The following is a 25,265-nucleotide window of genomic DNA, read 5'->3' on the forward strand; positions in this document are numbered from 1 at the left end:
GACAATGAATCCATTCAACACAATGGTGTACCGCACATGACGGCAACGCGAAACGACATCGAGAAAGCGCTGAAAGAGCGCATCCTGATTCTGGACGGCGGGATGGGCACGACCATCCAGCTGTACAAGCTGGAGGAGGCCGACTATCGCGGCGAGCGCTTCAAGGACTGGGAATCCGACCTGAAGGGCAACAACGACCTGCTGTCGCTGACCCGTCCGGACATCATCGAGCAGATCCACAACGACTATCTCGAGGCCGGCGCCGACATCATCGAGGCCAACACCTTCAACGGTACCCGCATCGCGATGGCGGACTACCACATGGAGGACCTGGTCCCCGAGCTGAACCGCGAATCCGCGAAGCTCGCGCGCAAGGCCGCCGATGCCTGGACCGAGAAGACCCCGGACAAGCCGCGTTACGTGGCTGGCATCCTCGGCCCGACCAACCGTACCGCGTCGATCTCCCCGGACGTGAACGACCCGGGCGCGCGCAACGTCGATTTCGACACCCTGGTCGAGTCCTACAAGGAGGCCGCCGAGGCCCTGGTCGAGGGCGGGGTGGATATCCTGCTGATCGAGACGGTCTTCGACACCCTGAACGCCAAGGCCGCGATCTTCGCGGTGAAGACGCTGGAAGACGAGCTCGGGAAGGAACTTCCGATCATGATCTCCGGCACCATCACCGACGCCTCCGGCCGTACCCTGTCCGGTCAGACCACCGAGGCCTTCTGGAACTCGGTGCGTCACGCGAACCCGGTCTCCATCGGCCTGAACTGCGCGCTGGGCGCGAAGGAAATGCGCCAGTACGTGGAAGAGCTGTCGCGCATTGCCGACACCCACGTCTCCGCGCACCCCAACGCCGGTCTGCCGAACGAGTTCGGTGACTACGACGAATCCCCGGAGCAGATGGCTGCGGACGTCGGCCCCTGGGCCGAGCAGGGCCTGCTGAACATCATCGGCGGCTGCTGCGGCACGCTGCCGGAGCACATCCGCGCGATGCGCGAGGCGGTGGAGAAGTTCCCGCCGCGCAAGGTGCCGGAGATCGCCCCGGCCTGCCGTCTGTCCGGCCTCGAGCCGTGCAACATCACCGACGACTCGCTGTTCGTGAACGTCGGCGAGCGCACCAACGTGACCGGCTCGCGCAAGTTCCTGCGCCTGATCCAGAACGAGGAATACGACGTCGCGCTGGAAGTCGCGCTGAACCAGGTCGAGGGCGGCGCCCAGATCATCGACATCAACATGGACGAGGGGATGCTGGAGTCGCAGGACGCGATGGTCCGCTTCCTGAATCTCTTGGCTGGTGAGCCGGACATCGCCCGCGTGCCGGTGATGATCGACTCCTCCAAGTTCGAGATCATCGAGGCCGGCCTGAAGTGTGTGCAGGGCAAGGCGGTGGTCAACTCGATCTCCATGAAGGAGGGCGAGGAGAACTTCATCAAGCAGGCCCAGCTGTGCCGTCGCTACGGCGCCGCGATCGTGGTCATGGCCTTCGACGAGGACGGCCAGGCCGATAACGAAGACCGCCGCGTCGAGATCTGCACCCGTGCCTACAGGCTGCTGACCGAGAAGGTCGGCTTCCCGGCCGAGGACATCATCTTCGACCCGAACATCTTCGCGGTCGCGACCGGTATCGAGGAGCACAACAACTACGGCGTGGACTTCATCGAGGCCACCCGTCGCATCAAGCAGGACCTGCCGCACGCGCTGGTCTCCGGCGGCGTGTCCAACGTGTCGTTCTCCTTCCGCGGTAACGAGCCGGTGCGCGAGGCGATCCACGCGGTGTTCCTGTACCACGCCATCAAGGCGGGCATGGACATGGGGATCGTCAACGCCGGCCAGCTGGCGGTCTATGACGACATCGACGAGAAGCTGAAGGAAGCGGTCGAGGACGTGGTCCTGAACCGTCGCGATGACGCGACCGAGCGACTGCTTGACCTGTCCGAGGAGTACAAGGGCCAGGGCGGCGGCAAGAAGGAAGAGAACCTCGAGTGGCGCGAATGGGAAGTCACCAAGCGCCTCGAGCACTCGCTGGTCAAGGGCATCGACACCTACGTGGTCGAGGATACCGAAGAGGCGCGTCAGCAGTACGACCGCCCGATCCAGGTGATCGAGGGCCCGCTGATGGACGGCATGAACGTGGTCGGCGACCTGTTTGGCGAGGGCAAGATGTTCCTGCCGCAGGTGGTCAAGTCCGCGCGCGTGATGAAGAAGGCCGTGGCCCACCTGATCCCGTACATCGAGGCCGAGAAGACCGGCACCGAGAACAACGGCAAGATTCTGATGGCCACGGTGAAGGGCGACGTCCACGACATCGGCAAGAACATCGTCGGCGTGGTCCTGCAGTGCAACAACTTCGAGGTCATCGACATCGGCGTGATGCAGCCCGGTGCGGAGATCCTGAAGGCGGCCAAGGAGCATGACGTCGACGTCATTGGCCTGTCCGGCCTGATCACCCCCTCGCTGGAGGAGATGGCCAACTTCGCCGCAGATCTCGAGCGCGAAGGCATGACGACGCCGCTGATGATCGGGGGTGCCACCACCTCGCGCGCCCACACCGCGGTCAAGATCGAGCCGAACTACTCCGGCCCGGTGGTCTGGGTGAAGGACGCCTCGCGCGCGGTGGGCGTGGCCCAGAGCCTGATCAGCCCCGAACTGCGCGAGAACTACGCCGCCGAGATCCGCGAGGAATACGAAAAACTGCGCGTGCAGAACGCCGGGCGCAAGAAGAAGACCCAGTGGGTCACCCTGGAGAAGGCGCGCGCCAACAAGCCGCAGATCGACTGGTCGAGCTATACCCCGACCAAGCCGAAGGCGCTGGAAACCGACAAGCTGCCGGGCGAGCCGAAGGTGCTGCACCCGCATGGCGACGGCTCCGTGCTGCTGCGCTTCGACGACTTCGACCTGAACGAGGTCAGGAACTTTATCGACTGGACGCCGTTCTTCCACTCCTGGCAGCTGCACGCCGCCTACCCGCGCATCCTCGATGACGAGAAGGTGGGCGAAGAGGCGCGCAAGCTATTCAAGGATGGCCAGGAGATGCTCGATCGCATGATCGAGGAGAAGTGGGTCACCCTGCGTGGTGTAGTCGGCTTCTTCCCGGCGAATACCGTCAATGATGACGACATCGAGGTCTACACCGACGAGAGCCGCTCGAAGGTGCTGAAGAAGCTGCACCACCTGCGTCAGCAGACCGAGAAGCGCCGTGGTCAGCCGAGCCACTCGCTGGCCGACTTCCTGATGCCGAAGGAGGCTGGTGGTCCGGACTACCTGGGTGCGTTTGCGGTCAGCGCCGGTGGCGACGTCGATGCCAAGGCCGAGGAATACGAGAAGGCCAACGACGATTACCACGCGATCCTCGTGAAGAGCCTGGCGGACCGTCTGGCCGAGGCCTTTGCCGAGTGCATGCACCAGTATGTGCGCAAGCACTACTGGGGCTATGTCCCGGACGAGGCGCTCGAAAACGAAGACCTGATCGACGAGAAGTACCAGGGCATCCGTCCGGCCCCGGGCTACCCGGCCTGCCCCGAGCACACCGAGAAGGGCACGCTCTGGGAACTGCTGCAGGCCGACGAGCACGCGGACATGACGCTCACCGAGAGCTACGCGATGCTGCCGGTCTCGGCCGTATCGGGCTGGTACTTCGCCCATCCGGAGTCGCGCTACTTCGGTCTGGGCAAGGTCAACCGCGACCAGGTCGAGGACTACGCCAAGCGCAAGGGCATGTCGTTCGAGGAGGCCGAGCGCTGGCTCGCGCCGAACATCGGCTACGACGACAGCGACGAGGCCAAGGCGGAAGCCAGGGCCGAGCGCGAGGCCCGGTCGGCCTGATCGGCTGCAAGATGTGCCGCTAATCGAAGCCCCGCCTCGTGCGGGGCTTCTTTTTGTTCGCGTTTTCTACCGTGATCAGGGCACCGGGGCCAGTAGAGCGATCCCGGTCAGCACGGTCACCACCTCGAATGTCCGCTTGACCAGCCGGTTGCCGTAGCGGTGGGCCAGGGCCGCCCCCAGATAGCCGCCAATGAAACTGCCGACCAGCAGCGCCGGCAGCCAATCCCACTGGACGGTGCCGAAGGTGCCGAGCAACAGGGCCCCGGCGCCATTCCAGACCAGCCCCACCAGTACCATGGTGTACCCGACCGCCTGGGTGTAGCTCATCCCGTACCAGCGCACCAGCCAGAGTGTCACCATGAGTCCGGTGCCGGAGGCCAGCGAGCCGTTCAGGATGCCGATGATGAACAGCCCCAATGCACCGATCACGGCGTGGTGCAGCGTCTTGTCGGTCTCGCGAACGGCCTGCCCTAGTTGCGGCCGGCGCCAGGAGTACCAGCCCAGTGCAATCGTCAGCAGGCCCAGGGCGATCTCGCCGGCCCGCGGGGGGATCCCCAATACCAGCCAGGCACCGATCAGCACCCCGGGAAGACCGGCCGCAAGAATGACGGCTAGGCGTGCCGGTTCGAATGTGCTTTGCTTGAGGTGCCGCAGACTGGCCCCGGCGCCCAGCGCAACGGTGGCAATCTTGTGTGTGGCCAGGGCAACGGGATAGGGGAGTCCCAGGAAAATGAGGACCGGCAACTGCAACAGGCCGGCCCCGCCGCCCGCAAGGGCGGAGAATCCATTCGCCAGGATGGCGATGAAAAGCAGGCCGAGGTGTTCGAGTATGGTCATGTCAGGGGGCAGAAAGCGCGGTTCCGTGTGGTGGCACGGTGTTTTTTGGGGGACGTTGGCACTGGTGCTGGCGCTGCCGGCTCATGCGGATATCTACCGCTGGGTTGATGATGGCGGCACGGTGCACTACTCGAACACCCCGCAGCCCGAGGCCAGCCAGCGCGAGCGCCGCGTATTTGATTCCCACGGCCTGATGCGGGAGATCATACCCGCTCCCCCTACCGCCGAGGAGCGTGAGCAGGCCCGGGCCGAACAGGAACGTGCGCAGCAAGAGCTGGAGGCCGCGCGTCAGGCGCGGGCCGACCGGGTGGCGCGCGAGCGTCAGCTGCGTCAGGCCTACGAGAATCTGGACGAGATCGAAGAACTGCGCGCGCGCCGCGAGGCGGCCATTGGTGGCGATATTGCGCGTTCCGAGGCGCAGGAGATCACCCTCTTGCGCGAGCGCGAGCGTATTCGTCGTCAGTATGAGTCCAGCGAGTCCGCGTCGGCGCGCGCACGGTTCGAGGTGCAATTGGAGGATTTGGAGGTGCGTATCGACCGCGAGCGCGCCTACCGTCGCGGGCAGGAAGATCGCCTCGCCGCCATCCAGCAGCGGCTGGATCTGGACCGTGAGGACTATCAGCGCCTGGTCGGCAACGGCGAAGGCTAGAAACGCCTTTAACGACTGATCAGGGTGCCCACGCCCTCGTCGGTCAGAAGCTCCAGCAGCACCGCGTGTTCCACCCGGCCATCGACGATATGCGTGGCGTTGACGCCGCTGCGCACGGCATCCAGCGCGCAGCGGATCTTCGGGATCATCCCGCCGTGGATCGTCCCGTCGCGGATCATCTCGTCTACCTGCGGGGCCGACAGCTTGGGCAGTAGTTCGCCGTTGCCGTCCAGCACACCCGGGGTGTTGGTCAGCAGGAACAGCTTCTCCGCATCCAGCACCACCGCGAGTTTCTCGGCCGCGGTGTCGGCATTGATGTTGTAGGCCTTGCCGTCGCGGTCGAAACCGATCGGCGCGATCACCGGGATGAAGTCGCTCTCGTCCAGGGTATGCACGATGGCGGGGTCCACCCCTTCGACCTCGCCCACATGGCCCAGGTCCACGGTCGGCTGCCCCTCGGAGGCGCCGTAGTCGCGCAGCGGGTTTGCACGGATCATCTGGCCGTCCTTGCCGGTCAGGCCCACCGCGCGCCCGCCGAAGCGGTTGATCAGCGAGACGATCTCCTGATTCACGATCCCGCCGAGCACCATCTGCACCACGTCCATGGTCTCGCGGTCGGTTACGCGCAGACCGTTCACGAACTCTGTCTGCTTGCCCAGCCGTTCCAGCAGCTGGCCAATCTGCGGCCCCCCGCCATGCACTACCACCGGATTCACGCCCACTTGCTTGAGTAGCACGATGTCGCGTGCGAACGAGGCCTTCAGGTGGTCCTCGGTCATGGCGTTGCCGCCGTACTTGATCACGATCGTCTTGCCCGCGAAGCGCTGGATATAGGGCAGCGCCTCGATCAGGACATGGGCTACGGAATGGGCCGTCTGGGTATCCATGGCGTTTCGGTGGTCCTTGGCTGGGGGCGCAGTTTACCACTGCCAATCTTCTTCAGGTGGGCGTTCTCCAGAACATGCAAAATATATGCATCGTTTGACGGTCGGGGGCGGCATCGGTATAAAGCTGCATCGCGTGTATAACAAAAGGGAGCTCGCGATGCTGCAATCCATCTCGCTGTGGTTGACGATCCTGCTGGTCGTCCCTGTAACGGCCACCTTTCTATGGGTCGCCTTTTCCCGCCCTGCTGCGGTCGATGCCGGTGATCTGACGGCCCGATCCTATCGCCTGCGCGACTGGAGCTTCTGGGTCCTGCTGGCGGTAGTCACCCCGGTGTTTCTGTACACCCTCACCCTGATGCCCTACGGCACCGATCCGGAGGCCGAGGGGGTGCAAGCCGTCAACGTGACCGGCCACATGTGGCGCTGGGACCTGTCGCAGGACGAGTTTCGCGTCGGTGAGCCGGTGCAGTTCCGCGTGACCAGCCAGGACGTGAACCACGGGTTCGCCATCTACGACGAGGACATGACCCTGCTGACCCAGACCCAGGCGATGCCGGGCTACACGAACATCCTCGAGTACACCTTCGAGCAGCCGGGTACCTACCAGGTCCTGTGCCTTGAATACTGCGGCGTCGCGCATCACGCGATGGTCGCTGAACTCACCGTCACGGAGTAAACGGTCATGAGTGATACGACGATGGAACCGGCCGTGCCGCGCGGCGCACGCAACGCGGTGATTACCTATCTGGCGACCACGGTGGTCGTGCTGTTGCTGATGATGGTCTTTGGGCTGCTGATGCGTCTGGAACAGGCGGGCATGGACCTGATGGGAGCCGCCGGCTTCTACCAGGTGCTGACCGCGCATGGCGCCGGCATGGTCGGGGCAGTGGCCCTCGGGTCCAGCGCGGTGATGTGGTACTTCCTGCGTCGTCATGTGGCGTTGTCCACCGGCGTGTTCCTGCTCAATCTGGCGCTGTTCCTGCTGGGGGCGGTGCTGATCCTGGGCGGCATCTTCATTGGCGGCTTTGCCGGCGCCTGGACCTTCCTCTACCCGCTGCCGCAGACCCCGATGGGCCTGTGGACGCAGGCGGCCGCGGCGTCGTTCTTCCTCGGGTTGCTGGCAATCGGCGTAGGCTTCTTGCTGCTGTACATCGATATCGCGCGGGCGCTGATCACGAACTATGGCGGGCTGGGCCGCTCGCTCGGTCTTCCGCAGCTGTTCGGTCGGGCGGGTGATCCGCCACCGCCCGCGGTGGTGGCCAGCACCATGGTGCTGATCGTGAACACCCTCGGCATCGTGGCAGGCGCGGCGATTCTGAGCATGAGCCTGATCAACCTGTACCAGCCGGCTTTCGAGATTGATTCGCTGTGGGCGAAGAACCTGACCTACTTCTTCGGCCACGTGTTCATCAACGCCACGATCTACATGGCGGTCATCGGGGTCTACGAGATCCTGCCCCGTTACACCGGGCGTCCCTGGAAGGTGTCGCGGGTGTTCCTGGCGGCATGGGCGGCTTCTACCGTGATGGTGCTGCTGGTCTACCCGCACCACCTGCTGATGGACTTCTCGCAGCCGACCTCGCTGCACGTGCTGGGGCAGGTGATCTCCTACACGAGTGGTCTGCCGGTACTGCTGGTCACGGCCTGGGGCGCGCTGACCAACGTCTACCGCTCGGGCATCCGCTGGGATATCGCCTCCGGCTTCGTCTTCCTCGGTGTGTTCGGCTGGGCGGCCGGCGTGATCCCGGCCATCATCGACGCGACCATCGTGGTCAACACGGTGATGCACAACACCCTCTGGGTCCCGGGCCACTTCCACTTCTATCTGCTGCTGGGTGTGGTCGCGATGATGTTCGGCTTCATGGCGTGGCTGACCCGTTCGCAGGCGGAGGGCGATGGCTTCTTCGACCGGTTGGGGTTCTGGACCTTTACCGGTGGCGGCCTGGCCCTGGTGGCCGTGTTCCTCTACAGCGGCGCGTCCAGTGTACCGCGACGCTTTGCCGAGCACCTGCCCGAATGGGCGGCCTATGCCCAGCTGGGTTCGGTTGCCGCGGCTCTGGTGATCCTTGGAACGCTGTTGCTGGCGTTGCGTTTCTTCCTCGGACTGAAGCGGGTGGCGAACAATGTGGCGTAATGCGATCTACGGCCTGACCATCATCGCCCTCGGGCTGGGTGGTTTTACCACCCTGTCCCTGGCCACCGACGGTTTTCGTGCGTTTACTGCGGAGGAGGCGCGCCGCCTCGCCGCCCGCGAGAATCCGGCGCCGGTGCCCGCAATGAAGCTGGAGGATGCGCGCGGTGGGGAGTTGGACCTGGCCGAGCTGGGCGATCGCTATGTGGTGCTGGACTTTATCTACACCGGCTGCCACCACGCCTGCACGACGCTGGGGGCAAGCTTCCACCGCATCCAGGAGGCGCTGCCGGAGGATGTGTTGGGCGAACGCGTAGCCTTGCTCAGCATCACCTTCGATCTCGAGAACGACGATGCCGCGCGCCTGCTCGAGTATGGCGAGCGCTTCTCGGCTAACCCCGAGGCCTGGCATCTCGCACGCCCGAAAACCCGAGAGGACCTGGATCGCCTGCTGCGCCACTTCCAGGTGGTGGTGATCCCGGACGGCCAGGACTTCGTGCACAACGGTGCCATTTACGTGGTGGAGCCAGACGCCCGCGTGGCCGGGATTCACGACATCGATGCGGTGGACGACGTGCTGGCCTACCTGGAGCCGCGTTGGTGATGCGGCCGTCCACCGTCTGGGCGGGGCCGGCATTGCTGGCAGTACTCGTCCTGACGCCCCTGAGGCCCTGGCTCGAGGCCAGCCTGATCGGCCACATGCTGGTGCAGATCCCGCTGCTGGTGCTGGCGGGTGCGCTGATGGCCCGGTCGCTGCCGGAGGCCTGGCGCATCCGGGCTGCGCGCCTGGATGCGTACGGGGTGCTGGGACTGCTTCTGGCGCTGTTCGTTGTTGTCTATTGGCTGTTGCCCCGCAACCTGGATGCGGCCGTACTCGAGGCCGGGGCGGGCTGGCTGAAGATCGTGACGCTCGTGCTGCTGGCCGGGATGCCGCTGGGACTGACTGCACCCCTTCTCCCGCTGCTGGTGCGGGGCGTGCTGTGGGTCAAGGGCACGGCCATGTTCTTCGTGATGGGCTGGCTTTACCGCGAGGCGCCGGATCGGCTGTGCAATGCGTACCTGCTGGGCGAGCAATTGATGCTGGGCAACATCATGCTGGGGCTAGGGGCGATCAGTCTGGCTGCAATCCTTGCGCTTTTGTTTTTCGGGCCACCCAATCGGCACCGCCAGGTGGTCGCCGGCGAGACTCTTGATCAGAGTCAATTGTCACGGGCGCTATGAATGGTCCCACCTGTGCCCGGCCATGCGCTGATGGCCGCTCGTGTGCCGCGGGTGTTCGGGCGCCAGGGCAAGCCGATGTCCGGGTGTGTTTCGGAGCGATATCGACGGGATAGCGGTCCCCGTATTGCATGGGGCTGCCCTTAAACACGCATTGGGTATCCATTATTTGACGGCGTCGCAAGTCGCCCGTATAAAGCTGCATCTCGATTAAAACATAAGGAAGCCTACATGCTGTCAGACGACCACAAGGCCATCATCCAGAAGACGGTCCCCATCCTGGAATCCGGGGGCGAGGACCTGACCCGCCACTTCTACAGCATCATGTTCCGCGACTACCCCGAGGTACGGCCCCTGTTCAACCAGGCCCATCAGGCGAGCGGCCAGCAGGCGCGGGCGCTGGCCAATGCGGTGCTGCAGTACGCGCGGCATATCGACGAGATGGAGGCCCTGGGCCCGCTGGTCGGACAGATCGTGAACAAGCATGTGTCGCTGCAGGTGCAGCCGGAACACTACCCGATTGTGGGCGAGTGCCTGCTGCGGGCGATGCGCGAGCTGCTGGGCGAGGAGATCGCGACCGATGCTGTGCTGGAGGCCTGGGGTGCGGCCTACCAGCAGCTGGCGGATATTCTGATCGCCGCCGAGGAGGATGCCTATCAGCAGGCCGAGGCGCAGGCGGGCGGCTGGCGCGGGCTGCGTTCCTTTGTCGTGCGCCGCAAGGTGCCGGAGAGCGAGGAGATCACCTCGTTCTATCTGGAGCCCCAGGACGGCGGGCCGGTCCCACCGTTCCAGCCCGGTCAGTACATCGGGCTGAAGGTGGACATCGATGGCGAAGAGCTGCGCCGAAACTACTCGCTCTCCATCCCGCCGGGTGCGGACGGGTTACGCATCAGCGTGAAGCGGGAGCCGAAAGGCCGGGTATCGCGCTTTCTGCACGACCGCATCCGGGAGGGCGATGTGCTGCAACTCACGCCGCCGGCCGGTGATTTCGTCCTGCGCGAAAGCGATCGTCCGCTGGCCCTGATCTCGGCGGGTGTGGGGATTACCCCGACCATGGCCATGCTGGACCCGGCACTGCAGGCCGGTCGCCGGGTGCACTTCATCCATTGCGCCCGCCACAGCGGGGTCCATGCCTTTCGCGAGCAGGTCGAGGCGCGGGCGCGCGAGCACGATCACCTGCGCCCGTACTTCTGCTACAGCGAGCCTGCCAACGAGGATGCCGCCGATGCGACCGGCTTCCTGACCCGGGACAAGCTCGCCGAATGGCTCCCGCATCGCACGGAGGTCGATGTGTATTTCTTGGGGCCGACGCCCTTCATGCGGCAGGTGCGTCAGCAGCTGCGTGAACTGGGTGTGCCGGACGAGCGTTGTTTCTTCGAGTTCTTTGGCCCGGCCCGGGCCCTGGAAGCCTGATCAGACGGACCGCGTGGCCGCCACCAGCGCACGGAACAGGCGCTGGTGGCGGGTCTTCTGCGGCAGGTATTCGGGGTGCCACTGCACGCCGATACACCAGCCGTGTTCGGCCTCGATCGCCTGGACGACACCTGTCTCCTCGCGCCCGACGATGCGCATCCCCTGGCCCAGTTGGTCCACCGCCTGATTGTGCAGCGCGTTCACATGGATCGCGCCTGCGCCCAGTATCTCGGCCAGATGGCTGCGGCCGTCGAGCATGACCGGCTTGACCGGCAGCAGGCTGCGCGCCTGCGGGGTCTCGACATAGAACTCCGCCAGATCCTGCTGTAGCGTCCCGCCGCGCACCACATTGATCAGCTGCATCCCGCGGCAGATGCCCAGTACTGGCCGGTGCTCGTCCAGCGCGCGATGGATCAGCGCCTTTTCCAGCCGGTCACGCTCCACGTCCAGTACGCCGCCGTGCGACTGGAACATCCGCCGCAGCAGCCACAGCGCGGGATAGAACAGGTACCCGATCAGTCGTTGCGACAGGCGGCGTTCCGCGCCGCGAATGGCCTCGGGGTTCGGGCCCTGAGGCAGCGACTCCCCGTACAGTTCGGGATCGACATCTGCACCGCCGCCGACCACCAGGGCGTCGAACGACCGCTGGGGACGGGGCTTGCCGGGGCGTACGCGCAGGGGGCGTCCGCCGGCGCGCCAGACGGCCAGCGCAGTGAACAGCCAGGCCGGGCCCCCGCCCTGGTCGGGCCCGGTGATCGCAACCACCGGACGCCGTGGCCGCGGGTGGTCGCTCGGGGCCGCGGCATCCTGTTCAGAACCAGCCACGCAGCTTCCTGGCCCAGTCGTCAGCCCAGCGGCCCAGTGCCTGGCTGGGGCGTTCCAGGTACTCGCGGCCCATCCGCTCCAGGCGTTCGCGGTCTGCGGCGAGCCGTTCCACTTCGACCCAGCCGTTAAAGGGGTGGGCCAGGCTCCATTCGGGATCGTCGATCTCGCAGTTGGGCAGGCGATAGTGGAACGCGGGGCGGGCCTTGACCAGCTCATGTTCCACCGGGGCCGCGTCGATGCGTTCCTGGTCCAGTTCGGCATACAGCGGCAGCATGTCCAGCGGCCGATTGCGCGTGGTGTTGTGCGCGAGGTAATGGTCGATCAGTTGCCCCTGGTCCGGCTGGAAGTCCGGGTTCAGGGTCTCACGGACGAAGGTGCCGGGGAACGCGCGGATGTAGGGAGACAGGCGTCTGGCCAGGTCGATCTCGCCCGCGTTCGTCAGCATCTCGTACAGCAGCAGGAAGGCCCGCAGGACATCCAGTATCCAGGCGGCATCGGTGCTGTGAACCTCGATATTGAGCTGCAGCCCGAACGCGTAGAGCAGCGAGCGCTCGGTCCCGAGCGCGCCGGCTTCCTGCAGTGCGGCACGGACGCGGTCCAGGCGCGGGAGCGCCGAGGCCGGTATCGGCGGTGCGACGATCTCGTGCGGTACCAGCCGCCCGGCGGCATCGGCCAGCCAGCGGTCCAGCGCGGCCTCGTCGGAGTCGTCGAGTTCGATCCCCAGCCGCCGCAGGTGGCTGCGATAGGCCCGGTCCTTGAGTACCCGGGCATCCAGCTCGACCCGGAAATCACCCTGGTCTGTATCGCAGACCCGGGCGACGAACGGGCTTTCACAGCGGACCTGCCCGCCGAATTCGGCGCGGATCGCCTCGGCCATGCGCTCGAGCGAGACGCCGGCCATCTCGATCTCCACGCCCACCTTTCGGGGTGACCCTTCCGGATTGTCTGGCCAGGGCAGATCGTGAAAGCGCTCGGGCATCAGGAATGTCCTTGGGAAGCTGCCGCGTCATGATAACGGTTCGGTGTACCTGCTGTGGGCAAGCCAGTACGATAGGCGCCGGCCACCACGGCCGGACCGCGAAGGTACGGGATGGATCGAATCTACCTCAAGGATCTGCGCATTGATGCCGTCGTCGGCGTCTATGACTGGGAACAGCGCATCCAGCGCCCCCTGCGCTTTGATATCCAGCTGGCCACCGACACGCGCATCGCCGCGCACTCGGGCGAGATCACCGATACGGTCGATTACGAGGCGGTGGCCAACGCCGTGCGCGCGATCGTCACGCGCGAGCCCCACGCGCTGCTGGAATCGCTGGCCGAAGAGATCGCGGAGGCCCTGATGGCCGAGTTTCGCACCCCGTGGGTGCGTATCGAACTGGGCAAGCCCGGTGCGGTCGCCGGTGTGGCCGAGGTCGGCATCGTGGTCGAACGCGGCACCCTCCCGGCCTCCGCCTGATCCCTCCGCGTCGGTTCCTGCCGTAGGTCGTCTCGACGCCGGCCGTGCGGCCGGTCACAGATTCCTCATTCTTTGACCCAATATGGTGCGTGTGCACTTTTAGTGCGCACCGCTTTTGTGCGCGCCTGCGTCGTTCCACCGCAACAGGTGTTGTGAAAAGCCGATCTGGCTCCGTTTTCCCGATATGGCACGGCCTGTGCAAGGACCGGGTGTCGACTACGCGACACTCGATTGCACAACTGGGAGAACACAATATGAAGAAGTTCACTCGTTCCGCGCTGGCCGCCGCCATTGTCACTGTCGGCTCCACCGGTGGTGTGGCCTTTACCTCGACTGCCACCGCGGAGCTTTCCGTGAACATTGGGGCGGTCTCCAACTACTACTTCCGCGGTGGTTCGGAAACGGATGGCGGTGCCGCCATCCAGGGCGGCATTGATTATGAACACGAATCCGGATTCTACGTTGGCACTTGGGCCTCCAATGTGGATTTCGGGACTGACGATGAAGGTGTCGAAGATCAAACGAGCTATGAGCTCGATTTGTACCTTGGCTTCGCCGACGAATTTGCTAACGGTTTCGGTTATGACGTCGGCTATGTCTATTACGCCTACCCCGATGCCCGTGATGACAGCGGCTCGCTGAGCGCCGACTTCGGCGAGATCTACGGCGAGCTGAGTTTCGATACCGGCCCCGTCGGCCTGTACACCGGCATTGCGCACGTCGTTACCGATAGCTCCGACTCCGCCCTGGAGCGCAAGGATACGTATTACTACGGCGGCCTCGACATCCCGTTCATGGATGTCTACAGCGTCGGCTTCCTGGTCGGTCGCCAGACCTTCGACGACACCGACGAGAACGACAACTACACCCACTACACCGCGAGCCTCACCCGCGATGCCGGCGACTGGGGCGAGTTCAGCTTCAACCTCGAATACGTCGACGAGTCCGACGAGGACGTTGGTGCCTGGGTGGGCTGGACCAAGACGTTCTAAACCCGGCTTTTCCACTCAAGTAACTGCGGGTCCGCCCTGCGGCGGCCCCGCTCAAGGAGTCCGACATGAAGATGATTACCGCCGTGATCAAGCCGTTCAAGCTTGATGATGTTCGCGAGGCGATCTCGGAGATCGGCGTGCAAGGAATGACCATGACCGAAGTAAAAGGTTTTGGTCGTCAGCGCGGCCACACCGAGCTCTATCGCGGTGCCGAGTACGTGGTCGATTTTCTGCCCAAGGTGAAACTGGAAGTGGCTGTCGACGAAAACCTGGTCGATCAGGTAGTCGAGGCCATTTCCAAGTCTGCCAGTACGGGCAAGATCGGCGACGGCAAGATCTTTATCACCCCGGTGGAGCAGGTCGTGCGGATTCGCACGGGCGAGACCGGCCCGGAAGCCCTTTAAGGGTTTTCGCTCTTCCATCGAATGAGGAATTTCAATCATGGAAATTGAACAACAAGTTGTCGAACTCGCCTATGCGATGGACACCTTTTACTTTCTGGTGGCCGGCGCACTGGTGATGTGGATGGCCGCGGGCTTTACCATGCTCGAGGCCGGGATGGTGCGCACCAAGAGTGTCGCCGAAATCGCTACCAAGAACATCGCCCTGTATTCGATCGCCAGCATCATGTACATGCTGATCGGCTACAACATCATGTACGGCGATGGCCTGAGCTCCGTGATCCCGAGCCTGGGCTTCCTGATCACGGGTGACAATGCCGTGGGTGACGTGCTGGGTAGCGATGGCGACATCTACTACTCCGATCGTGCCGACTTCTTCTTCCAGGTCGTATTCGTGGCCACCGCGATGTCCATCGTCTCGGGTGCCGTGGCCGAGCGGATGAAGCTGTGGGCCTTCCTCGCCTTTGCGGTCGTGCTGACCGGCTTCATCTACCCGATCCAGGGCTTCTGGAGCTGGGGCGAAGGCTTCCTCGACCAGATCGGCTACCTCGACTACGCCGGTTCCGGCATCGTCCACTTCACGGGTGCCGCCGCGGCGCTGGCCGGTGTGCTGGTCCTCGGGGCGCGCAAGGGCAAGTACGGCAAGGACGGCCAGATCAACGCGATCCCGGGCTCCAACATGCCGCTGGCCACCCTGGGTGTACTGATCCTGTGGCTGGGCTGGTTTGGCTTCAATGGTGGCTCCGAACTGAAGGTCTCGGACATCGAGTCCGCCAACGCCGTGGCCGCTGTGTTCGCCAACACCAACCTGGCCGCGGCCGGGGGTGTGGTCGCCGCCTTGATTACCACCCGTCTGGTGTTCGGCAAGGCCGATCTGACCATGGCACTGAACGGCGCGGTCGCGGGCCTCGTGTCCATCACGGCGGAGCCGCTGATGCCCAGCCCGTTCCTGGCGATGATCATCGGTGCCATCGGTGGCGTGATCGTGGTGTTCTCGATCGTCGCGCTGGACAAGCTGAAGATCGACGACCCGGTTGGCGCGATCTCCGCGCACGGTACTGCCGGTATCTGGGGTGTGATGGCGGTGCTGCTGTCCAACCCGGACGCGACGTTCTTTGGCCAGATCGCGGGCCTGCTCGCCATCTTCGCCTTCGTCTTCACGGCCTCCCTGATTGTCTGGGCCATCCTGAAGGCCGTGATGGGTATTCGCCTGAGCGAAGAGGACGAGGACATCGGTGCCGACATCACCGAGTGTGGCCTCGAGGCCTACCCGGAATTCACCGGGAAGCAGTAAACGCTCGAAACGCGAGTAGGGGTTCGGCCCGGAGGGCCGGGTCGAACCCCCAAAGTGTCTCCTCCGACGCCGACAGCAACAGTCTCCCAGGACTCAAGGATGTTGGCTTTCAGGGCGCCTCCCCGGCGCCCTCTTTTTTTGCCCCCGCGAAGCCCCGCGGGTTCGGTTACGATTCCGCTTTCGCCTGACCGGAACCGCCAGCATGGATCGCCTGTTCGAAGCACATGAACTGAAAACGGCCCACCTGGGCCCGCTGGAACTGCAACTCCAGCCGGGCGAGCTGGTGCAAGTCACCGGTGCCTCCGGCTCCGGCAAGTCCCTGCTGCTGCGCGCGCTGGCGGACCTGGACCCGAACACCGGCGAGGTCCGTCTGGCTGGTGCGCCCCGCGACTCGATGCCACCGGTGCAGTGGCGCCGGCAGGTTGCCTATGTACCGGCCGAGACCGCCTGGTGGGACGAGCGCGTGGATGATCATCTGCCCGCCGATTTCTCCCGCGAGACGGTGCTGCACCTGCTGGAGCAGGTCGCCCTTCCGGAAGAGTCCCTGCACTGGGAGGTCGAGCGCCTATCCAGCGGCGAGAAGCAGCGCCTGGGTCTTCTGCGGGCGCTGCTGAATCATCCACGCGTCCTCCTGCTGGACGAGCCCACGGCCAACCTCGACCTGGAGAACACCAGGCGCATCGAGCGCGCGGTACGCACATACCTGGCGGAGGAAGAGGCGGCGGCCCTTTGGGTCAGCCATGACACGCTGCAACGCCAGCGTCTCGGTGGACGCATCCTGACCATCAGCAACGGCAAGCTGGAGGCCCCCGCATGGAGCTGATCTCGCTTTCCCCATTCGACCTGAGCCTGGCGGCGCTGCTGGTCGTCGCGCTGGCCGGGGTGACCGTCTGGGCGCGTATGGGTCTGGGGCGCAGCCTGCTGATCGCCGGGGCGCGTACCGTGATCCAGCTGCTGCTGGTCGGGCTGATCCTGCAGACGCTGTTCGACCACGCCCAGCTTGGCTGGGTGGCGCTGATGGCCGTGGTCATGCTGGCGGTGGCCGGCTACGAGGTGATGGCGCGCCAGCAGCGCCGCTTCGCCGGGCTGTGGGGCTACGGGATCGGCACCGTCACCATGTTCATCTCGGCATTCGCGGTCACGGTGCTGGCACTGACCACCATGGTCGGCCCAACCCCCTGGTGGGAGCCGCAGTACGCGATCCCGCTGCTGGGCATGCTGCTCGGCAACACCATGACCGGCATCGCACTGGGACTGGACCGCCTGACCCAGACCGTCTGGCGCGAGCGCCGAACAATCGAGGGCCGGCTCGCGATGGGGGCCTCCTGGAGCGAGGCGGTGACGACCATGCGCCGCGAGGCCGCGCGCTCCGGCCTGATGCCGACCATCAACGCCATGGCCGCCGCCGGCATCGTCAGCCTGCCGGGCATGATGACCGGCCAGATCCTGGCCGGCGCCCCGCCGGTGGAGGCCGTGAAATACCAGATCCTGATCATGTTCCTGATCACCGCCGGCACCGGCTTCGGCACCCTGGGTGCCGTCTGGTTCGCCTCCCGCCGCCTGTTCGATACCCGCGAGCGCCTGCGCCTCGACCGCCTCAAGGCCGGCCGCCACGCCTAGTCACGAGCTCAATGCACCCTGCGGCGTTTGTGGTGCCCGTCATCGCGAGGCGCGCAGCGCCGTGGCGATCTCCGTGGGCGGCCCTGACGCCGGCCGGGGAAGGCGTCGGGGGGTTCGTTGGGAGATTACTCGCTGCGCTCGCCCTTCGGGCCGGCCGGCGGCCGTTCAACGCGCTTCGCGCTTTTTTGCCACGGCCCCTGCGGGGCCTCGCAATGACGGGTTATTGAAGCCCCGTAGGATGCGCTGAGCGCAGCGAACCGCATCGGTCAGATACACGTCCGGGCGGCATTAAGAATCGCGTTTCAGGTCCCGGTAGAAGTTCTCGTGTGTCCCCAGCAGGAGCAGGTGGCGCGTGCGAGGATCGTACTCATAGGCGAGCAGCATCAGTTGCCCGCGTGATTTGAACTTGTAAACCATGACCCCCGCCAGATCCCCTTTCTTGCTGGTACCCAGCTCGGGGTCGCGGATGATGTCGGCGACCGCGTCGTCCACGTCCGCCTTCTGGGCAGGGTGCAGGCGCTTGTAAGCGCGTCGGAATCGGGTGCTTTGCAGCACCTCCACGCCTGTAGTCATCAGTCGCGCTGGCCCTCGGGCGTGAACGGCGTGGCCAGCTCCCGGCCCTCGGCACGCGCGATCAGGAGTTCACAGATGAAGTCGATGGGCAGGTCGGGATTGTCCATGGCGGTACGCCCGACCTCGGCCCAGAACTCGATCTGGCCGGCGATGGTTCGGTGCTCGGCCTTCGCGTGGGCGCGGGCCTGCTGGTAGAGCGTTTCATCAATGCGGACGGGCAAACTCATGGCCTGCTCCTATTGCTACAAATGTAGTAATGGTAGCGCGCGCCCGAATTGCCAGCAAGAAAACGCCCGGATTGGTGCACCCTGCGGCGTTTGTGGTGCCCGTCATCGCGAGGCGCGCAGCGCCGTGGCGATCTCCGTGGGCGCCCTGACGCCGGCCGGGGCAGACGTCGGGGGTTTCGTTGGGAGATTACTCGCTGCGCTCGCCCTTCGGGCCGGCCTGCGGCCGTTCAACGCGCTTCGCGCTTCTGTGCCGCGGCCCCTGCGGGGCCTCGCAATGACGGGTTATTGAAGGGCCCCGTCAGGGGCCTGGCGCGCGATCAGGCGAACAGCTTGCGACGGAAGAACTCCGGAGTAGCACCGGCGGCGCGGTGGATCGCGGCGTTGTAGTAGTGCGTGACAAACGGCAGTTCCTCGGCCGCCTCTTCGCGCAGGAATGACACCGGACAGTCCTTCGCGGCGATGGTGCAGGTCCACCAGCCGGAGGGGTAGGTGGCCTGCGGGAAGTGCATCGTCAGGGCGTCGATGAAATTCGCCGCGCGCAGGCTGTCGTGCATCGGGCGGATGATGCTGTCGGTGTGCAGCAGCGGCGATTCGCTCTGCTGCACCAGCAGGCCATCCGCGCCCAGGGCCTTCACGCAGTCCCTGTAGAACGCGGTGGAGAACAGGCCCTCGGCCGGGCCGACCGGGTCGGTGGAGTCGACAATGATCACGTCGATGGAGCCGGGGGCGGCGTCCTTCAGGTACTGCACGCCGTCATCGAACAGCAGCTCGGCGCGCGGGTCGTCGTTGGCATCGCACAGCTCGGGGAAGTACTGCTCGGACAGGCGCGTGACGCGTTCGTCGATGTCCACCTGGACGGCCTTTTCGACCTCGTCGTGCTTGAGCACCTCGCGCAGGGTGCCGCAGTCGCCGCCGCCGATGATGACCACGTTCTTCGGTGCGCTGTGCGAATACAGCACCGGGTGCGACATCATCTCGTGGTAGATGAAGTTGTCGCGGCCGGTGAGCATCACGCAGTCGTCGATCACCATCAGGTTGCCGAAGGCCTCGGTCTCGTAGATCTCGATCTTCTGGTACGGGGTCTGTTCCTCGTGCAGCTTCTGCTTGATGCGCAGGGACAGCGCCATGTCTTCGTGCGGTTCGCTGAACCAGTTGTTGTCGAGTGCCATTGGCGGCTCCCCTTGCCGGTGCGGTGGACGGTATGATGCGCCGCTATGATAGTGCCCTGTATCCTGCGGGCAACTCCGCTCTTCTCGTCATTGCGAGGAGCCGAAGGCGACGACGTACAAAAGCAGCGAAGCTGCGTTGAACGGCCGCCGGCCGGCCCGAAGGGCGAGCGTAGCGAGTAATCTCCTGAATGAGGGCAATGCGCCTGGTTGCCCTGATCGCCCCTGGTGTTCGGGGGGGATGATGAAGGCGATTGCCACGTCGCTTCGCTCCTCGCAATGACGGGGCTTTCCTAGCTTTTGAAATCCGGGAACACCATGACCGTCACGCCCTGGAATCTGGACGAGGCCCGCGCCACCTACGGGATCGATCACTGGAACGGTGGCTTCTTCGAGGTGAACGCCGCGGGCAATGTGGCGATGCGCCGCGCGGACTGGCCGGATCACCCCGGCGTGGACCTGTACGAGCTGGCGGGTCGCCTGCGCGAGGAGCATGTGGGTCCGCCGGTGCTGGTGCGGTTCCAGGACGTGCTGGACGGCCGGGTACGCCGCCTGGCGCGGGCCTTCGACGCCGCCGCGCGCGAGCTGGAGTACGAAGGCGCGTTCACCGCCATCTACCCGATCAAGGTCAACCAGCAGCGCAGCGTGGTGGACCAGATCCTGGCGGCCGGCGATCAGCCGGATGCCGAGGGGCTAACCCCGCGTGTGGGGCTGGAGGCCGGCAGCAAGCCGGAGCTGATGGCCGTACTGGCGCAGTCGCGCCCGGGTGCGGCGATCATCTGCAACGGCTACAAGGACCGCGAATACGTGCGCCTGGCGCTGATCGGGCGCCAGCTCGGGCACCGCGTGTACATCGTGATCGAGAAGCCCTCCGAGCTGGAGGAGGTGATCCGCCAGGCCGAGGCCATGCAGGTCGAGCCGCTGCTGGGCCTGCGCGTGCGCCTGGCCTCGATCGGCAAGGGCAAGTGGCAGAACACCGGCGGCGAGAAGGCCAAGTTCGGCCTGTCGGCGGCGGACGTGCTGGGCATCCTGGGGCGCCTGCGTGGCCTCGGCTGGCTGGACCGGCTGCAATTGCTGCACTTCCACATGGGCTCGCAGATCGCGAACATCCGCGACATCCAGAATGGCATGGGCGAGGCGGCCAGCTACTTCGCCGCGCTGACCGAGGCCGGTGCGGCCCTGCGGGTGGTGGATGTCGGCGGCGGTCTCGGAATCGACTACGAGGGCTCGCGTTCGCGCAACGAGTGCTCCATCAACTATTCGGTGGAGGAGTACGCGCTGAACATCCTGCGCCCGCTCAAGCGCATCTGCGAGGAGCAGGGCCTGGCCATGCCCGAGGTCTTCAGTGAGTCCGGCCGCGCCCTGACCGCGCACCACGCGGTGCTGATCACCAACGTGATCGACTGCGAGCCGGCCCCGGGTGATGGCGACGTCCCGCCCGCCGAGAATGGCGAGCTGCCCGAGATCGCCGCCATGCGCGCCCTGCTGGAGGACGGCGAGCGCCCGGCCTCCGAGATCTACCACGATGCCGCCTACGGCCTGTCCGAGGTGCAGGCACGCTTTGCCCGCGGGATGCTGTCGCTGGCGGACCGTGCCCGCGCCGAGGCGATCTACTTCGCCCTGTGCCAGCGCCTGCTGGCGCGGCCCGAGGCCCTGCCGGCGGAGATCCACGCGGAACTGACCGACAAGCTGGCGGACAAGGTCTTCTGCAACTTCTCCGTGTTCCAGTCGATCCCGGACACCTGGGCGATCAACCAGATCTTCCCGATCATGCCGCTGCACCGGCTGGCCGAGCGGCCCACCCGGCGCGCGGTATTGCAGGACCTGACCTGCGACTCCGATGGCCACATCGAGCACTACGTGGAGCGCGAGGGCACGCATACCACGCTCGCCCTGCACCCGTGGAACGACCGCGAGCCGTACTACCTCGGCATCTTCCTGGTGGGCGCCTACCAGGAGATCCTTGGGGATCTGCACAACCTGTTCGGCGACACGGATACCGTGAACGTTGAGCTGCTGCCCGAGGGCGGGTACCGACTGGTCGACCCGGAGCGTGGCGACACCGTCGACGAACTGCTCTCCTATGTGCACTTTGCCCCGGATGACCTGCGCCGCACCTTCCGCGCCAAGATCGACGCCGCCGGCCTGCGTGGCGAGGCCGCGGGCCGGCTGCTGGCGGAGCTGGAACAGGGCCTGACCGGCTACACCTATCTCGAGGACTGAACCCATGCAGTGCTATGTCTACCGCGCGACCCGGCGCGCCGATACCTACGTCTACCTGCCGCAGAAGGACGACTTCTCCGAGCTCCCCGATGGCCTGACCCGCGCCCTCGGCCGTCTCGAATTCGCCCTGGAGTTCGAGCTGACCCCGGAGCGCGCCCTGGCCCAGGAAGACCCGCAAAAGGTCTTGGCCAACCTCGAGGAGCAGGGTTTCCACCTCCAGCTCCCGCCCCCGGAAGACGAACCCAGCACCTGATCTCCCGCGCGGTCGCCCGCACATGGCGCCGCCAACCCCCTCGAACCGACCCTTGCTCGGGCTATCCCGGACCCTCGAAGCCTCCACACGGTCATCCCGGAAACCGCCAAGCGGTTATCCGGGATCTCATGCGTCGGGGTATTCCCAACCCTTGAGGCCGATCCGGCGCGGGAGATCCCGGCTCTTCGCTGCGCTGCGGCCGGGATGACCAGGGCAGGGTGACTGTGGGCGGGGTAACGAGGTGAATCGGTTGCGGCCGAGGGCGCCGGTTACCGATGCAGGGCGGGTGGCCGCTGTGCTTCCCTGGCGGCGAGTGAAGGCGAAGGAGCCTGCGCACAAAACAGGGAAGTCGCAGCGCGGTCACGAATAAGTCTGTATAGTGTCGGCCCTTTTGCCAGTATCCAGAGTTCGTATTCCATGACCGAGAAGCTTCGCAACATCGCCATCATCGCCCACGTTGATCATGGCAAGACCACGCTGGTCGACCAGCTCCTGCGCCAGTCCGGCACGCTCGATGCGCGCGGCGACCACGGCGAGCGGATCATGGATTCGAACGCGATCGAGAAAGAACGCGGGATCACCATCCTGGCCAAGAACACGGCCATCGAATGGCAGGACTACCGCATCAACATTGTCGACACACCCGGACACGCCGACTTCGGTGGCGAGGTCGAGCGCGTCCTGTCCATGGTCGACTCCGTGCTGCTGCTGGTGGACGCGGTTGACGGCCCGATGCCGCAGACCCGCTTCGTGACCCAGAAGGCCTTCGCGATGGGCTTCAAGCCGATCGTGGTGGTCAACAAGGTCGACCGCCCCGGCGCGCGCCCGGACTGGGCCGTGGACCAGGTGTTCGACCTGTTCGATCGCCTCGGCGCGACCGACGAACAGTTGGACTTCCCCATCGTGTTCGCCTCCGCCCTGAACGGCTTCGCCGGCATGGATTCCAGTGTCACCGAAGGCGACATGACCTGTCTGCTGGAGACGATCGTCGAGCATGTGTCCCCGCCGAACGTCGACGCCGACGGCCCGTTCCAGATGCAGGTCTCCTCGCTGGACTACAACTCCTACCAGGGCCTGATCGGCATCGGCCGCGTGAAGCGCGGGCGCATCAAGCCGAACACCCCGGTCAAGGTGGTAGACCGCGAGGGCAAGGTGCGTAATGGCCGCATGCTGCAGATCATGGGCTTCCATGGCCTGGAGCGTGTCGAGGTCGCGGAGGCCCGCGCCGGCGACATCATTACCTTCACCGGCATGGACGAGCTGTACATCTCCGACACCCTGTGCGACCCGAATAACGTCGAGGCGATGGAACCGCTGACCGTGGATGAGCCGACGGTGACCATGACCTTCCAGGTCAACACCTCGCCGTTCGCCGGGCGCGAAGGCAAGTACGTGACCTCGCGTGTGCTGCGCGACCGCCTGCTGGAAGAGCTCAAGCACAACGTCGCCCTGCGCGTGGAAGAGACCGACGACGCTGACAAGTTCAAGGTCTCCGGGCGTGGCGAACTGCACCTGGGCATCCTGATCGAGAACATGCGCCGCGAAGGCTACGAGCTGGGCGTCTCGCGCCCGGAAGTGGTCATCAAGGAAGTGGACGGCGTGAAGCAGGAGCCCTACGAGGCCGTCACCGTTGACGTCGAGGAGCAGCACCAGGGCACGATCATGGAAAAGCTCGGCGAACGCCGCGGCGACATGACCAACATGGTGCCCGACGGCAAGGGCCGCGTGCGCCTGGACTTCATCATCCCGTCGCGCGGGCTGATCGGCTTCCAGACCGAGTTCATGACCGCGACCTCCGGCACTGGCATCCTGCACCACATCTTTGACCACTACGGCCCCTATCAGCCGGGTGCGGTCGCCTCGCGCCAGAACGGCGTGCTGATCGCCAACGCCGCCGGCAAGGCGCTCGGCTTTGCCCTGTTCAACCTGCAGGATCGCGGCAAGCTGTTCATCGGCCCCGGCGACGAGGTCTACGAGGGTATGGTCATCGGCCTGCACTCGCGCGAGAACGACCTGGTCGTCAACGCGCTCAAGGCCAAGCAGCTGACCAACATCCGCGCCGCCGGTACCGACGAGAACATCCAGCTGACCCCGCCGATCCGCATGACGCTGGAACAGGCCATCGAGTTCATCGACGACGACGAACTGGTCGAGGTCACCCCGGAAAACCTGCGTATCCGCAAGAAGTTCCTGCTGGAGCACGAACGCAAGAAGGCCTCCCGCGCCTCGGCGTAACGGCCAAGACCTTGGCCCCTTCGCCGGGGCCCAGCCAACGAAAAGCGCCCGGTCGGATCATCCGCCGGGCGCTTTTTGTGTGTATAGCCTGTGCGCGTCTTGGAGGGCCTCAGGTAAAAGGCGAGCTTTGAGCCATGATCAAGGCCATCAAGGCCGGTGTCATCCCGGAAATCGCAGTGCGATTATCCGGGATCTCCATGGGCTACTTGGGCGTGCCCGGAAAGCCCTGTTCTAGAAGGGGACCGGAAAACGCTGGATCACCCCCTACCAGATGCAACGTATCGGAAAGTCGCGCAAGGCCGGATCGGTGGTCAGCAAAGGGATCTGCTCGAGCTCTGCCTGGGCAGCCAGTATGCGGTCGAACGGGTCGCGATGGTCGACAGAATACGTCCCGGCGTGAATCGCTTGCGGGTAGTTAACGGCCAGATGCGTAAAGCCATCTGCCGTGACCAGCTCATCGAAGCGCTGGATGACAACGCCGCCAATCTGCAGTTTGCCGAGCCGATGCTTGGTAGCAATCTCCCACGCGCTAGCGGCGCTTACGAGGACGGTGCTCTCCAGGTCTCCAATAACTTCCCGTGCGCGTGCCGATAGCCGCGAATCGTTCGTGAACCACCAGAGCAGGGCGTGGGTATCGAGCAGGATTCGCACCCTATTTCTCCCAGGCGGCGAGTTCATCCTCCGGCAAGGGGGCGAAGAATGCGTCTTCAACCTGGCCTGTTACCCGCCCGGGCTGGCGCCGTAGCGGAGTGGGCTCCAGCGGTACCAGCCGCGCATACGGCCGCCCGGACTTCGCCAGGATGATTTCCTCGCCGTCATGCGCGCGCTTTAACAGCCGGGAAAGGTGCGTCTTTGCTTCGTGTACGTTGACCGTTGTGCTCATGAGCTCGCCTCATCCGACTAAGTCTCATGACTAAGCCTATGTGCCGGTGGCGATTTAATCAAATCGTTCCTGCAGACCATCTCGTCGAGTGGGTCTCCACCGGCCTGTTAAGTCCGAAGGTAGACCCCGGTTCTTTGGCAGGTACTTTACGATC

25 protein-coding genes are annotated in these 25,265 nt (G+C 65.1%); 16 read left to right on the plus strand and 9 right to left on the minus strand.

The window, feature by feature from the left end:
* Window positions 1–36 precede the first annotated feature (36 nt).
* Window positions 37–3,828, plus strand: coding sequence for a methionine synthase (gene metH / locus TK90_RS00870; RefSeq protein WP_012981597.1), 3,792 nt, complete (start codon window positions 37–39; stop codon window positions 3,826–3,828).
* 75 nt (window positions 3,829–3,903) lie between these two features.
* Here the strand turns inward: metH and TK90_RS00875 are convergent, their stop codons facing one another.
* Entirely contained in the window at window positions 3,904–4,665 is a 762-nt protein-coding gene (locus TK90_RS00875; RefSeq protein ID WP_012981598.1) for a sulfite exporter TauE/SafE family protein, read from the minus strand.
* On the opposite strand from TK90_RS00875, the gene TK90_RS00880 reads away from it, so the two are divergent.
* On the plus strand, window positions 4,664–5,314 hold the full coding sequence (locus tag TK90_RS00880) for a DUF4124 domain-containing protein (RefSeq protein ID WP_232196813.1): 651 nt from the start codon (window positions 4,664–4,666) through the stop codon (window positions 5,312–5,314). The genes TK90_RS00875 and TK90_RS00880 overlap by 2 nt on opposite strands.
* Window positions 5,315–5,322: 8 nt before the next feature.
* On the opposite strand, the gene argB is transcribed toward TK90_RS00880, so the two are convergent.
* On the minus strand, window positions 5,323–6,201 hold the full coding sequence (gene argB, locus TK90_RS00885) for an acetylglutamate kinase (RefSeq protein ID WP_012981600.1): 879 nt from the start codon (window positions 6,199–6,201) through the stop codon (window positions 5,323–5,325).
* A 157-nt stretch (window positions 6,202–6,358) separates the two neighbouring features.
* Here argB and TK90_RS00890 point away from each other — a divergent pair, with 157 nt between their 5' ends.
* The 5 genes from TK90_RS00890 (at window position 6,359) to hmpA (ending at window position 10,963) form a co-directional block, all read left to right on the plus strand.
* Window positions 6,359–6,877, plus strand: a complete 519-nt coding sequence (locus TK90_RS00890) for a cytochrome c oxidase subunit II (protein ID WP_012981601.1) — start codon at window positions 6,359–6,361, stop codon at window positions 6,875–6,877.
* Between the two features lie 6 nt (window positions 6,878–6,883).
* On the plus strand, window positions 6,884–8,335 hold the full coding sequence (locus TK90_RS00895) for a cbb3-type cytochrome c oxidase subunit I (protein ID WP_012981602.1): 1,452 nt from the start codon (window positions 6,884–6,886) through the stop codon (window positions 8,333–8,335).
* Window positions 8,325–8,936, plus strand: coding sequence for an SCO family protein (locus tag TK90_RS00900; RefSeq protein WP_012981603.1), 612 nt, complete (start codon window positions 8,325–8,327; stop codon window positions 8,934–8,936). Before TK90_RS00895 ends, TK90_RS00900 begins: the two co-directional genes overlap by 11 nt.
* Window positions 8,936–9,553: a hypothetical protein gene (locus TK90_RS00905; protein WP_012981604.1), complete on the plus strand. Its 618-nt coding sequence runs from the start codon at window positions 8,936–8,938 to the stop codon at window positions 9,551–9,553. Before TK90_RS00900 ends, TK90_RS00905 begins: the two co-directional genes overlap by 1 nt.
* A gap of 228 nt (window positions 9,554–9,781) precedes the next feature.
* Window positions 9,782–10,963, plus strand: coding sequence for an NO-inducible flavohemoprotein (gene hmpA / locus TK90_RS00910; protein WP_012981605.1), 1,182 nt, complete (start codon window positions 9,782–9,784; stop codon window positions 10,961–10,963).
* Here hmpA and TK90_RS00915 read toward each other — a convergent pair whose 3' ends face one another.
* Window positions 10,964–11,788, minus strand: a complete 825-nt coding sequence (locus TK90_RS00915; RefSeq protein WP_012981606.1) for a gamma-glutamyl-gamma-aminobutyrate hydrolase family protein — start codon at window positions 11,786–11,788, stop codon at window positions 10,964–10,966.
* Window positions 11,775–12,767 carry an amidoligase family protein gene (locus TK90_RS00920; protein ID WP_012981607.1) on the minus strand — a complete coding sequence of 331 codons (993 nt, stop codon included), beginning with the start codon at window positions 12,765–12,767 and terminating at the stop codon, window positions 11,775–11,777. The genes TK90_RS00915 and TK90_RS00920 overlap by 14 nt, the downstream gene beginning before the upstream one ends.
* 111 nt (window positions 12,768–12,878) lie before the next feature.
* Here TK90_RS00920 and folB point away from each other — a divergent pair, with 111 nt between their 5' ends.
* From folB to fetB, 6 genes are all read left to right on the plus strand, one after another.
* Window positions 12,879–13,244 carry a dihydroneopterin aldolase gene (gene folB / locus TK90_RS00925; protein WP_012981608.1) on the plus strand — a complete coding sequence of 122 codons (366 nt, stop codon included), beginning with the start codon at window positions 12,879–12,881 and terminating at the stop codon, window positions 13,242–13,244.
* Window positions 13,245–13,498: 254 nt separating this feature from the next.
* A complete protein-coding gene (locus tag TK90_RS00930; RefSeq protein ID WP_012981609.1) occupies window positions 13,499–14,236 on the plus strand; it encodes a TorF family putative porin in 738 nt (245 codons plus the stop codon).
* Between the two features lie 65 nt (window positions 14,237–14,301).
* Window positions 14,302–14,640 carry a P-II family nitrogen regulator gene (locus tag TK90_RS00935; RefSeq protein ID WP_012981610.1) on the plus strand — a complete coding sequence of 113 codons (339 nt, stop codon included), beginning with the start codon at window positions 14,302–14,304 and terminating at the stop codon, window positions 14,638–14,640.
* 37 nt (window positions 14,641–14,677) lie between these two features.
* Window positions 14,678–15,931 (plus strand): ammonium transporter, encoded by a 1,254-nt coding sequence (locus tag TK90_RS00940; RefSeq protein WP_012981611.1) that lies wholly within the window; start codon window positions 14,678–14,680, stop codon window positions 15,929–15,931.
* Between the two features lie 202 nt (window positions 15,932–16,133).
* Complete coding sequence (locus TK90_RS00945; protein WP_012981612.1) at window positions 16,134–16,754, plus strand: ATP-binding cassette domain-containing protein; 621 nt, start codon at window positions 16,134–16,136, stop codon at window positions 16,752–16,754.
* Window positions 16,745–17,551 (plus strand): iron export ABC transporter permease subunit FetB, encoded by an 807-nt coding sequence (gene fetB, locus TK90_RS00950; RefSeq protein ID WP_012981613.1) that lies wholly within the window; start codon window positions 16,745–16,747, stop codon window positions 17,549–17,551. Before TK90_RS00945 ends, fetB begins: the two co-directional genes overlap by 10 nt.
* 288 nt (window positions 17,552–17,839) lie before the next feature.
* Here fetB and TK90_RS00955 read toward each other — a convergent pair whose 3' ends face one another.
* From TK90_RS00955 to speE, 3 genes are all read right to left on the minus strand, one after another.
* On the minus strand, window positions 17,840–18,124 hold the full coding sequence (locus tag TK90_RS00955; RefSeq protein ID WP_012981614.1) for a type II toxin-antitoxin system RelE/ParE family toxin: 285 nt from the start codon (window positions 18,122–18,124) through the stop codon (window positions 17,840–17,842).
* Window positions 18,124–18,351, minus strand: coding sequence for a ParD-like family protein (locus TK90_RS00960; RefSeq protein ID WP_012981615.1), 228 nt, complete (start codon window positions 18,349–18,351; stop codon window positions 18,124–18,126). The genes TK90_RS00955 and TK90_RS00960 overlap by 1 nt, the downstream gene beginning before the upstream one ends.
* Before the next feature lie 317 nt (window positions 18,352–18,668).
* A complete protein-coding gene (speE, locus tag TK90_RS00965) occupies window positions 18,669–19,520 on the minus strand; it encodes a polyamine aminopropyltransferase (protein ID WP_012981616.1) in 852 nt (283 codons plus the stop codon).
* A gap of 315 nt (window positions 19,521–19,835) precedes the next feature.
* On the opposite strand from speE, the gene speA reads away from it, so the two are divergent.
* The 3 genes from speA (at window position 19,836) to typA (ending at window position 24,228) form a co-directional block, all read left to right on the plus strand.
* The gene (speA, locus tag TK90_RS00970) at window positions 19,836–21,740 is read left to right on the plus strand and encodes a biosynthetic arginine decarboxylase (RefSeq protein WP_012981617.1); all 1,905 of its coding nucleotides are present in this window, start codon (window positions 19,836–19,838) and stop codon (window positions 21,738–21,740) included.
* Between the two features lie 4 nt (window positions 21,741–21,744).
* Window positions 21,745–21,993 carry a YcgL domain-containing protein gene (locus tag TK90_RS00975; RefSeq protein ID WP_012981618.1) on the plus strand — a complete coding sequence of 83 codons (249 nt, stop codon included), beginning with the start codon at window positions 21,745–21,747 and terminating at the stop codon, window positions 21,991–21,993.
* Between the two features lie 417 nt (window positions 21,994–22,410).
* Window positions 22,411–24,228 carry a translational GTPase TypA gene (gene typA, locus TK90_RS00980; protein WP_012981619.1) on the plus strand — a complete coding sequence of 606 codons (1,818 nt, stop codon included), beginning with the start codon at window positions 22,411–22,413 and terminating at the stop codon, window positions 24,226–24,228.
* A gap of 264 nt (window positions 24,229–24,492) precedes the next feature.
* On the opposite strand, the gene TK90_RS00985 is transcribed toward typA, so the two are convergent.
* Together TK90_RS00985 and TK90_RS00990 are read right to left on the minus strand one after the other, a co-directional pair.
* Entirely contained in the window at window positions 24,493–24,879 is a 387-nt protein-coding gene (locus TK90_RS00985) for a type II toxin-antitoxin system VapC family toxin (protein WP_012981620.1), read from the minus strand.
* Window position 24,880: 1 nt separating this feature from the next.
* Window positions 24,881–25,111 carry a type II toxin-antitoxin system Phd/YefM family antitoxin gene (locus TK90_RS00990; protein WP_012981621.1) on the minus strand — a complete coding sequence of 77 codons (231 nt, stop codon included), beginning with the start codon at window positions 25,109–25,111 and terminating at the stop codon, window positions 24,881–24,883.
* Between the last annotated feature and the right edge of the window lie 154 nt (window positions 25,112–25,265).

The sequence above is a fragment of the Thioalkalivibrio sp. K90mix genome (assembly GCF_000025545.1).
GTDB lineage: Bacteria > Pseudomonadota > Gammaproteobacteria > Ectothiorhodospirales > Ectothiorhodospiraceae > Thioalkalivibrio.

Bases quoted from the DNA above. Each gene is read 5' to 3' on its own strand.
- metH (WP_012981597.1), top strand. From the start codon at position 37: ATGACGGCAACGCGAAACGACATCGAGAAAGCGCTGAAAGAGCGCATC.
- TK90_RS00880 (WP_232196813.1), top strand. From the start codon at position 4,664: ATGTCAGGGGGCAGAAAGCGCGGTTCCGTGTGGTGGCACGGTGTTTTT.
- TK90_RS00875 (WP_012981598.1), bottom strand. From the start codon at position 4,665: ATGACCATACTCGAACACCTCGGCCTGCTTTTCATCGCCATCCTGGCG.
- argB (WP_012981600.1), bottom strand. From the start codon at position 6,201: ATGGATACCCAGACGGCCCATTCCGTAGCCCATGTCCTGATCGAGGCG.
- TK90_RS00890 (WP_012981601.1), top strand. From the start codon at position 6,359: ATGCTGCAATCCATCTCGCTGTGGTTGACGATCCTGCTGGTCGTCCCT.
- TK90_RS00895 (WP_012981602.1), top strand. From the start codon at position 6,884: ATGAGTGATACGACGATGGAACCGGCCGTGCCGCGCGGCGCACGCAAC.
- TK90_RS00900 (WP_012981603.1), top strand. From the start codon at position 8,325: ATGTGGCGTAATGCGATCTACGGCCTGACCATCATCGCCCTCGGGCTG.
- TK90_RS00905 (WP_012981604.1), top strand. From the start codon at position 8,936: ATGCGGCCGTCCACCGTCTGGGCGGGGCCGGCATTGCTGGCAGTACTC.
- hmpA (WP_012981605.1), top strand. From the start codon at position 9,782: ATGCTGTCAGACGACCACAAGGCCATCATCCAGAAGACGGTCCCCATC.
- TK90_RS00920 (WP_012981607.1), bottom strand. From the start codon at position 12,767: ATGCCCGAGCGCTTTCACGATCTGCCCTGGCCAGACAATCCGGAAGGG.
- folB (WP_012981608.1), top strand. From the start codon at position 12,879: ATGGATCGAATCTACCTCAAGGATCTGCGCATTGATGCCGTCGTCGGC.
- TK90_RS00930 (WP_012981609.1), top strand. From the start codon at position 13,499: ATGAAGAAGTTCACTCGTTCCGCGCTGGCCGCCGCCATTGTCACTGTC.
- TK90_RS00935 (WP_012981610.1), top strand. From the start codon at position 14,302: ATGAAGATGATTACCGCCGTGATCAAGCCGTTCAAGCTTGATGATGTT.
- TK90_RS00940 (WP_012981611.1), top strand. From the start codon at position 14,678: ATGGAAATTGAACAACAAGTTGTCGAACTCGCCTATGCGATGGACACC.
- TK90_RS00945 (WP_012981612.1), top strand. From the start codon at position 16,134: ATGGATCGCCTGTTCGAAGCACATGAACTGAAAACGGCCCACCTGGGC.
- fetB (WP_012981613.1), top strand. From the start codon at position 16,745: ATGGAGCTGATCTCGCTTTCCCCATTCGACCTGAGCCTGGCGGCGCTG.
- TK90_RS00955 (WP_012981614.1), bottom strand. From the start codon at position 18,124: ATGACTACAGGCGTGGAGGTGCTGCAAAGCACCCGATTCCGACGCGCT.
- TK90_RS00960 (WP_012981615.1), bottom strand. From the start codon at position 18,351: ATGAGTTTGCCCGTCCGCATTGATGAAACGCTCTACCAGCAGGCCCGC.
- speE (WP_012981616.1), bottom strand. From the start codon at position 19,520: ATGGCACTCGACAACAACTGGTTCAGCGAACCGCACGAAGACATGGCG.
- speA (WP_012981617.1), top strand. From the start codon at position 19,836: ATGACCGTCACGCCCTGGAATCTGGACGAGGCCCGCGCCACCTACGGG.
- TK90_RS00975 (WP_012981618.1), top strand. From the start codon at position 21,745: ATGCAGTGCTATGTCTACCGCGCGACCCGGCGCGCCGATACCTACGTC.
- typA (WP_012981619.1), top strand. From the start codon at position 22,411: ATGACCGAGAAGCTTCGCAACATCGCCATCATCGCCCACGTTGATCAT.
- TK90_RS00990 (WP_012981621.1), bottom strand. From the start codon at position 25,111: ATGAGCACAACGGTCAACGTACACGAAGCAAAGACGCACCTTTCCCGG.